Origin of the sequence: Streptomyces sp. NPDC002138 (assembly GCF_040296485.1) — a bacterium.
Classification (GTDB): domain Bacteria; phylum Actinomycetota; class Actinomycetes; order Streptomycetales; family Streptomycetaceae; genus Streptomyces.
The window spans coordinates 1-8,786 of record NZ_JBEOXE010000129.1 but is presented as its reverse complement, the minus strand read 5'-3'; the positions used below and the strand labels follow the sequence as shown (position 1 = coordinate 8,786).

At 75.4% G+C, this 8,786-nt stretch carries 7 protein-coding genes; 6 read left to right on the top strand and 1 reads right to left on the bottom strand.

What is annotated here, in order from left to right; genetic code table 11:
- From murJ to ABT084_RS37295, 5 genes are all read left to right on the top strand, one after another.
- On the top strand, positions 1-1,645 hold a 1,645-nt coding region (gene murJ / locus ABT084_RS37315), incomplete at its 5' end, for a murein biosynthesis integral membrane protein MurJ (RefSeq protein ID WP_502969294.1).
- Positions 1,635-2,417, top strand: coding sequence for a polysaccharide deacetylase family protein (locus tag ABT084_RS37310; protein WP_351054127.1), 783 nt, complete (start codon positions 1,635-1,637; stop codon positions 2,415-2,417). The genes murJ and ABT084_RS37310, both read left to right, overlap by 11 nt.
- The gene (locus ABT084_RS37305) at positions 2,414-3,718 is read left to right on the top strand and encodes a glycosyltransferase (RefSeq protein WP_351054125.1); all 1,305 of its coding nucleotides are present in this window, start codon (positions 2,414-2,416) and stop codon (positions 3,716-3,718) included. The genes ABT084_RS37310 and ABT084_RS37305 overlap by 4 nt, the downstream gene beginning before the upstream one ends.
- Positions 3,719-3,790: 72 nt before the next feature.
- Positions 3,791-4,552: a YveK family protein gene (locus ABT084_RS37300; RefSeq protein WP_351054122.1), complete on the top strand. Its 762-nt coding sequence runs from the start codon at positions 3,791-3,793 to the stop codon at positions 4,550-4,552.
- Complete coding sequence (locus tag ABT084_RS37295; RefSeq protein ID WP_351054121.1) at positions 4,549-5,691, top strand: GNAT family N-acetyltransferase; 1,143 nt, start codon at positions 4,549-4,551, stop codon at positions 5,689-5,691. The genes ABT084_RS37300 and ABT084_RS37295 overlap by 4 nt, the downstream gene beginning before the upstream one ends.
- Positions 5,692-5,735: 44 nt before the next feature.
- On the opposite strand, the gene ABT084_RS38120 is transcribed toward ABT084_RS37295, so the two are convergent.
- Positions 5,736-7,451 carry a glycoside hydrolase family 26 protein gene (locus tag ABT084_RS38120; RefSeq protein WP_502969293.1) on the bottom strand — a complete coding sequence of 572 codons (1,716 nt, stop codon included), beginning with the start codon at positions 7,449-7,451 and terminating at the stop codon, positions 5,736-5,738.
- Positions 7,452-7,601: 150 nt separating this feature from the next.
- Here ABT084_RS38120 and ABT084_RS37285 point away from each other — a divergent pair.
- Positions 7,602-8,786: carboxylate--amine ligase (locus ABT084_RS37285; RefSeq protein ID WP_351054120.1), on the top strand; the 1,185-nt coding region annotated here is incomplete at its 3' end.

Below are 8,786 nucleotides of genomic sequence, written 5' to 3'. Positions count from 1 at the left end.
GGGCGCGCGGGCCGTGCGGCCGGGCGGCCCCGACGACGGGGACCCCGGCGCCGCCGCGCCGCTCGGGCGCTTCCTCGCCAAGGCCGCGGCCGTCACCGCCGGACTCACCGCCGCCGGAGCCGTCTTCGGGCTGTTCCGGGACCAGACCATCGCGCACCTCTTCGGCGCCGGGCACGACAGCGACGCCTTCCTGATCGCCTGGACCGTGCCCGAGATGGCCTCGACGCTGCTGATCGAGGACGCCATGGCGCTGCTGATGGTGCCCGCCTTCAGCCACGCCCTGGCCCGCCGCGCGGCGGCCCGGGCCGGGCTGACCCGCAAGCAGGCCCGCGCCCAGGACCCCGTACGGCTGCTGGTCGGGGCGACGCTGCCGCGGCTCGCCGTGCTGCTGGCCGCCGTGGCCTCCGTACTCGTCGTCGCCGCGCCGCTCGTCGTCGCCGTGCTCGCCCCCGGGCTGCCGGATCCGGAACTCGCCATCCAGTGCACCCGGCTGACCGCGCTGACGGTGCTCACCTTCGGCGTCGCCGGCTACTTCAGCGCCGCCCTGCGCGCCCACCGCTCGTTCGTGCCCCCGGCCGCGATCTACGTCGCGTACAACGTCGGGATCATCGGCGGCATGCTGGCCCTGCACGCCGTGTGGGGCGTGCGGGCCGCCGCCGCGGGCGTCGCCGTCGGCGGGCTGCTCATGGTCCTGGTCCAGCTGCCCGCCTTCCTGCGCCACGTCGGCTTCGGCCCGCCCCGCGCCAAGGGCGCCAGCCGCCGCCAGCAGGGCCGCGACCGGCCCACCCTCATCGCCTTCGGGGTGATCGCCCCGGTCATCTTCTTCGCGGTCTTCCGCCAGTCCCAGGTCCTGGTCGAGCGGTTCCTGGCCGCGTCCCTGCCGCCCGGCGCGATCTCGCACCTGAACTACGCGCAGAAGGTCGCGCAGATGCCGATGGTGCTCTCCCTGATGATCTGTACGGTCACCTTCCCGGTGGTCGCCCAGGCCATGGCGGGCGGCGAACGCGAGAAGGCCCGCCGCCGCGTCGAGCAGGACCTGGCGCTCGCCTCCCTCGCCGTCCTCATGGGCACCGCGCTCGTCATCGGATACGCGCCCCAGATCATCCAGGTCCTCTTCGAACGCGGTGCCTTCACCCACCGGGACACCCTCGCCACCGCCTCCGTCATGCGGGTCTACGGCATCGGACTGCTCGGCCACTGCCTCGTCGGGGCGCTGAGCCGGCCCTTCTTCTCGACCGCCCGGCCCACCTGGTTCCCGGCGCTCGCGATGGGCGCCGGACTCCTCGTCAACGTCGTGGCCGGCGCCTTCGCGGTCGGCTGGTGGGGGACCTACGGGATCGCCGCCGCCAACGCCGCGGGCATCTCCACCACCGCGGCCCTGCTGCTCACGGGCCTCGGCTCGCGGATCGTCGCGATCCAGGTCCGCCGGGTCGCCACCAGCATCGGCCGGCTCGCCGTCGCCGCCGCCGCGGCCTGCGGGACGGGCTGGATCGCCGGCCCGATGATCCCCGACCCCCTGCTCAGCGCGGCGCTCGGCGCGCTGCTGGTGCCCGCCATGTTCGGAGCCTCCGGCATGGCCATACGGGCGCTCGAAGTCACCGCCCTGCCCGCCCTGATCACCCAGAGGTTCCGTCATGTCCGCTGACACCGACACGGCGCCCGTCGCCGCGGCGGCCCCCGCCCGCAAGGCCCCGTCCGGCTCCCCGTGGGTCCTCATGTACCACTCGGTGACCGGGTTCACCGACCCCGCCGAGGACCCCTACGGCATCACCGTCACCCCCGACGCCCTGGAGGCCCAGCTGCGCTGGCTGCGCGCGCGCGGCCTGCGCGGCGTCTCCGTCGGCGAGCTGCTGCGGGCCCGCGCGGCCGGGCGGGCCGCCGGGCTGGTCGGCCTGACCTTCGACGACGGCTACACCGACTTCCTTGACGACGCCCTGCCGCTGCTCCAGCGGCACGGCTGCACCGCGACCCTGTTCGTGCTGCCCGGGCGGCTCGGCGTGGACAACGTCTGGGACCCGCTGGGCCCGCGCAAGCCCCTGCTGAGCGCGGAGGAGATCCGCGCGGTGGCCGAGGCGGGCCAGGAGATCGGCTCGCACGGACTGCTCCACCAGCACCTGACCGCCGTCCCCGACGACGTCCTCCAGCAGGAGCTGCGCGGCAGCCGCGAACTCCTGCGGGAGCTGACCGGGACCCTGCCCGAGGGGTTCTGCTACCCGTACGGATCCATCGACCGCCGGGTCGTCGGGGCGACCCGCGCAGCCGGGTACCGCTACGCGTGCGCCATCGACCCCGGGGCGCTCGTGGGCCCGTACGCCCTGCCCCGCACCCACGTCAGCCAGGCCGACGGCGCGGCCCGGCTGCGGATCAAGCGGCTGCGCCACCAGGTCGCCGGGCTGCGTCGGGCGGTGCGCGGGTGAAGACCCTCAAGGCGCTCCACATCATCACCGGGCTCGGCGTCGGCGGGGCCGAACAGCAGCTGCGGCTGCTGCTGCGGCACCTGCCGATGCGGTGCGACGTCCTGACCCTGACCAACCCCGGGCCGGTCGCGGAGGGGCTGCGCGCCGACGGGGTCCGCGTGATCAACCTGGGCATGCGCGGCAACCGCGACCTGGGCGCGCTGCCGCGGCTGGTGAAGTTCATCCGGCGCGGCGAGTACGACCTGGTGCACACCCACCTCTACCGGGCCTGCGTGTACGGGCGCATCGCGGCCCGGCTCGCGGGCGTCGGCACGACCGTGGCCACCGAACACTCCCTCGGCGAAGGGGAGATCGAAGGCCGCCCGCTGTCCGGCGGGGTACGGGCGCTGTACCTGGCGAGCGAGAAGCTGGGCGCGGCGACCGTGGCGGTGTCGGACACGGTCGCGGCCCGGCTGGAGGGCTGGGGGGTGCCCGCGGCCCGCGTCCACGTCGTACCGAACGGGATCGAGGCCGTCCGCTTCCGCTTCGACGAGTCGGTGCGCCGCGCCACCCGCGCGCGCACCGGCCTGCCCGAACGGGCCTTCGTGGTCGGCGGGGTCGGGCGGCTGGTGCCGGGCAAGCGCTTCGACGCGCTGGTGCGCGCGGTGGCGGCGCTGCCCGGGGCGCACCTGCTGCTGGCCGGGGACGGCCCCGAGCGGCCCCGGCTGCGGCTGCTCGCCGCCGAGCTGGGGGCGCAGCACCGGATCCACTTGCTGGGGGAGCGCGACCCGCTCGGCGACAGCGCCGACGGCCGCACCCCCGGGATCCCGGCGCTGCTCGCCGCCATGGACGTCTTCGTCTCGCCGTCGCGGGAGGAGGCGTTCGGGCTGGCGGTGGTCGAGGCGCTGGCCGCCGGGCTGCCCGTCCTGCACGTCACCTGCCCGGCGATCGACGACCTGCCCGCGACGCAGGCCCCGGGCGCGCGCCGGATCGGGCCCGGGCAGGAAGAGCTGGTCGCGGCCCTGCGCGGCCACATGGAGGCCGGCGCCCGACGGCTGCCGCCCCCGCCGGTGGTCCGCCGCTACGACATCGCGCGCAGCGCGGAACAGCTCCTGCACGTCTACGCGCAGGCCCTCGCCCCCGCCCGCCGGCCGGAGCCCCGCCCGGTGGCCGTGCCGAGCGACGCGGCGCCCGGAGTACCGGCGGCCCAGGCCCCGCCGGAGCCGCCGCCGGGCGCCGTCGCGCCGCCTCGGGGAGGGGCCACCGGGCCCGGTCCCGCGGCCGCGACGGACACGCGCGCCCGGGCCGGCGACACGGCCTGAACCGTTCCACCGGCCCCGCACACCGCGGGGACCGGACACCGAACTCCCCTCCACGAGGAAGTGAGCACGCACATGGCCGAGACCCCCGACCACAAGAAGTCCGACCGCACGCCGGAGAAGGACCCGGCGCCCCGCGGGCGGCGGGGGCACCGCGTGCGGGGGCGGCTGCGGCCGCTGCCCGTGTGGTGGCCGCTGCCCGCCTGCGCCCTGCTGGGCCTGGCCGCGGGCGGGGCGTACGGGGTGCTGAAGGCCCCCGAGTACGCCGCCACCAGCTATGTCGTCGCCGTCCCGGGCGACACCACCGAACCGGCCACCGCCCTCGGCTTCGCCCAGGCGTACGCCCGCATCGCCACCAGCAGCTCCACCCTCGCCTACGCCCAGCCCCGGGCCGGCATCGGCGCCGAGCAGCTGCGCAAGCAGGTGCGCGCCGAGACCTCCCCCGAGTCCCCGATGATCGCGATCACCGGCACCTCTCGGTCCGCCACCGGCGCCGCCGACATCGCCAACGCGGTCGCCGACGCGCTGTCCCTGAGCAGCAATCAGGCCGCGAAGAACACCGGCGTGCAGCTGCTGCTGTTCAACCAGGCCGTCGCCCCCAGCGACCCCGCCTCGCCCTCCGCCCCGCTCAGCGGAGCCGTCGGCCTGTGCGCGGGCGGCCTGATCGGCGGCCTGTGGCTGCTGGCCAGGCCCGGCCGCAGGCGCCGTACGGACGGGGCGGAGGCGGCCCAGACCGGCGCCGCGCACACCGAGTCCGGCTACGTGACCTCGCTGCCCGCCCAGGGCGAGGCCGCCGACGCCGCGGCCTCCGCGAAGGAGAAGGAGCCGGTGCGATGAGCGCGGGCTCCACCGGGGCCCTGTCGGTGACGCTGTGCCGCGACCCCCGGCAGTTCGCCGCGCTGGAAGAGCCGTGGAACGGGCTCGTGCGCAGCTGCCCCACCGCCACCCCGTTCCAGAGCCATGCCTGGCTGCACTCCTGGTGGCTGTCCTACGGCCGGGAGGGGCGGCTGCGCGTCGTCCTGGTCCGGCGCGGGGGCGAGCTGGTCGGCGCGGCCGCGCTGATGCTCGTACACCGGCCGCTGCCGCTGCTCGTCCCGCTCGGCGGGGGCATCACCGACTACTTCGACGTCCTGGTGGACGCGGAGCACGCCGTCCAGGTCGTCCCCGCGCTCGCGCGCGGCCTGCACCGGGCCGCCCGCGGCGCGGTGGTCGACCTGCGCGAGGTGCGGCCCGGGGCCGCGGCCGAGCGGCTGTACGGGCAGTGGCCCGGCGCGCGTGCCCGGCTGACCGACTCCACCTGTATGGAGCTGCCCACGCTGCCCTTCGACGAGCTGGTCAAGCGGATGCCGAAGGCGGGGGCCCAGCGGGTGCGCGCCAAGCTCCGCAAGACCGACGCGGCGGGCATCGAGGAGCGCGACGTCACCGAACAGGAAGTGCCGCGCGCGGTGCGGACGTTGCTGCGGCTGCACGAGAAGCAGTGGCGCGGCCGCGGGGTGACCCCCGAGCACCTCAAGCCGCGCTTCGCGGAGCACCTGACCCGGGCGACCCGGCGGATGGTGCGGTGCGGGGAGGGCCGGCTGACCGAATTCCGGCTGGACGGGAAGGTGGTGGCCGCGAACGTCACGCTGCTCTCGGCCGGGCTGAGCGGGGGCTACCTGTACGGGGCCGACCCGGGGCTGCGGGACCGGAAGGTGGACGTGGCGACCCTGCTGCTGCGCCACGAGACGGGCCGGGCGCTCGCGGAGGGCCGGCCGGTGGTCAGCTTCCTGCGCGGGTCCGAACCGTACAAGAACCACTGGCGGCCCGAAGTCGTGGTCAACCAGCGGTTCCTGCTGGCCACGGCCCCGCTCGCGCCCCTGCTGCGACTGCACGAGTCGCAGGTCTCGGGGCGCGAGCGGGCGGTGGGGGCGCTGCGCGAGTCCCTGCCGGCCGCCCGTGACTGGCGGGCCCGGCTGAACGAACTGCGCGTCCGGTGACGCGGTCGCCGTCGCCCGTGCCGTCGCCGTTGCCGCCGCCGCGGCTAGAACGGCCACCAGGTGTGGTCGTCGCCCAGGCCGATCTTCACGCAGACCGACTGCTGACCGACCAGCTTGGACAGCCACTCGCCGAAGTTGAGCGGGACGCACCACTCCTTCACGGGGACCGGCGGCTTGGGGGCCACCGGGGGCTTGACCGGCGTGGGCAGGGGCGAGGGGACGGGAGCGGGCGACGGCGCCTCGGGGAGCGGGGCCGCCGGGGACGGCGACACGGGTGCCGGGGACGGCGACTGCGGAACCGGGACCACGACCGGTGCCTCGGGGCTGGGCGCGACCGGGCTGGGGGCGACCGGGCTGGGGGCGACCGGGACCTCCGGGCTGGGCGCGACCGGGCTGGGGGCCTCGGGACTCGGGGCCACGGGGCTGGGCACCAGCGGCGACGGCACCGGGAAGGGACTGGGGGCTTCGGGCGAGGGCACGACGGGCGAGGGGACGGCCGGGGTCGGGACCTGAGGAGTCGGGACCTGCGGGGTCGGCACCTGCGGGGTCGGGACCTGAGGAGTCGGGACCTGCGGGGTCGGCACCTGCGGGGTCGGGACCTGGGGCGTCGGGACCTGGGGTGTGGGGATCTGCGGCGTGGGGATCTCGGGCGTCGGGACGACCGGGGTCGGGACGACCGGGGTCGGAACCACCGGGGTCGGAACCACCGGGGTCGGGACGACCGGCGTGGGGACCACCGGCGTCGGGATCACCGGGGTCGGGACGACGGGCGTCGGCAGCGGGTCCGGCTTGGCGGCCAGCGCGTCGCGGAACACCCTGGAGGAGCGCGGGTTCTGCTTGCACTGCCACACGCCGTGCGGGCAGTAGTCCGTGATGGTGTGGTAGATCGGCCGGTGCTGCTCGATCCACTTCAGCATGCGCCGCACGTACTCGGGATTGTCCCCGTGCCGGAACAGCCCCCACTCCGGGTACGAGATCTCCTTGCCGTGTGCTTTCGCGAAGTCGACGTGCTGCTGGAGCCCGTACGGCTGGCTCACCTGGTCGTCGAAGGTGCGGCCCGGACCCTGGTCGTACGAGTCCATCCCGATGATGTCGACGACGTCGTCACCGGGGTAGCACTTGGTCCAGCCGATCGCGTCCGTACCGCGGTTCGGCGCGAAGTCGAACTTGAACTCCTGGCCGGGCACCGACCGCATCGCCGTCACGACGCGCTTCCAGTAGACCTTCCAGCGCTCCGGGTCGGGCCCGCAGCGGTGGGTGTAGGTGGTGCCGTTCATCTCCCAGCCGAGCACGACGACCGTGTCCGGCACGCCGAGGGACACCAGCCGCTCGGCGAGCTTCCGGAAGTGCTCGTCGTGCTCGCCGTCCGCGCCCGCGCGGATCAGCTGGGCCACCCGGTAGTCGGGGATCCGGCCCTCGTTGCGCTCCTGCATGGGCACGTTGAGGACGAACATCCGGTCCTTGGCCGCCCGGCGCCAGGTGGCCCAGGCCGACAGGAAGTCGGTGCCCTCGATGTTCGACCACCGGTCGCCGGGCAGGTAGGTGTGCCCGACCCGGATCTCCTTGCCGCCCAGCCAGCGCGACAGGCGGGGGATCCGCGCCACGCCCGACGGGCCGTAGTCGAGATAGGCGCCCATCGCGATGTCCGAGCCGGACGTCCTGTCGTCCTCGGGTGCCGCGAGCGCGGCGCCGGTGGCGAGCAGTCCGGCCGTGACCGTACCGACGCAGGTGCTCACCAATCTGCGGTGTGGTCTGGACATGGCGTCTCCCGAGCTTGCCCGAATCGGTGTGCTTACCAAAGACGTTAGGCATCACATCTGACGAATGGCCTGTCCGGTGGCCGCGGCGTAGGCCATTCGCAGCTGCGCACTCTCTCCGCTTGGTCCGACTAGGTGAAAGACACCGCTTCCATGCACGCGTTCGCCAACCATGTGCCCGCTGTTCTGCTCAGACTCGACCGGAATCCGTTCCACCACGGAACCCTCGGCGCCGTCAGATCCCTTGGGCGGGGGGGCGTGGAGGTCCATGCCGTCGTCGAGACAGGGGGAGGTCCCATGAGACGGTCGCGCTATCTGCGCGCGGTGCACCCCGGCCCCTCCGGCGGGGTCGACCCCGAGCGCCCCGAGGCGTTGCTCGAGTGCCTGACCGGTGTCGCGGAGCGGATCGGCCGCCCCGCGGTGCTCGTCCCCATGGACGACCTGAGCGCGATCGCGGTGTCGCGGATCGCGCCGATGCTCCAGGACCGGTACCGGATCCCCCATCAGCCCGACGGCCTGCCCGCCCGGGTGGCCGACAAGGCCGAGCTGTCGCGACTCTGCGCGCGCTGGGACGTACCGCACCCGGAGACGGTGATCCCGGCGAGCGCGTCCGAGGCGGCCGAGGCCGCCTGGCGGCTCGGGCTGCCGGTGGTGGCCAAGTGGAGCCGGCCCTGGCTGCTGCCCGCGGGCGGCGGGCTGCGCAGCACCACGCTCGTGCACACCGCGGCCGAGGCGCGGCGGCTGTACGAGCGCTCCGCGGAGGCCGGGAGTCCGCTGCTGCTCCAGCGCTTCCTGCCCGCGGGGCCCGACACGGACTGGTTCTTCCACGGCTGCTTCACCCGGGGCGGGCACCCGCTGCTCGCCGGCTCCGGGCGCAAGGAGCTGTCGTGGCCGGTGCGTACGGGGCTGACGGCGATGGGGCGTTGGCTGCCCGACCCGGCGGTGGAGGAGGCGGGGCTGCGGCTCGCGGAACGGCTGGGCTACCAGGGGATCCTGGACCTGGACTTCCGGCGGGACGAGCGGGGCTGCTTCCGGCTGGTGGACTTCAACCCGCGGCCGGGGGCGCAGTTCCGGCTGTTCACGGACGAGGGCGGGCTGGACGTCGTACGGGCGCTGTACCTGGACCTGACGGGGCAGCGGGTCCCGGAGCCGGTGGGCGGGCCGGGGCGGCTGTTCCTCGCGGAGAACTACGCGCTGCTGGCGGCGCTGCGGGGGCCCCTGCCGGGGCGGGGCGCGGGTCGCCGGGACGCGGGTGGCCGGGACGGGGGCCCGCGCGGGGCGGCTGGGGCGGCGGGTTCGGCGGGTTCGGCGGGCGAGGTGCCGGGTCAGGAGACCCCG

Excerpts from the sequence above, each read along its gene's own strand:
- ABT084_RS37310 (WP_351054127.1), top strand. The coding sequence starts at position 1,635 with ATGTCCGCTGACACCGACACGGCGCCCGTCGCCGCGGCGGCCCCCGCC.
- ABT084_RS37300 (WP_351054122.1), top strand. The coding sequence starts at position 3,791 with ATGGCCGAGACCCCCGACCACAAGAAGTCCGACCGCACGCCGGAGAAG.
- ABT084_RS37295 (WP_351054121.1), top strand. The coding sequence starts at position 4,549 with ATGAGCGCGGGCTCCACCGGGGCCCTGTCGGTGACGCTGTGCCGCGAC.
- ABT084_RS38120 (WP_502969293.1), bottom strand. The coding sequence starts at position 7,451 with ATGTCCAGACCACACCGCAGATTGGTGAGCACCTGCGTCGGTACGGTC.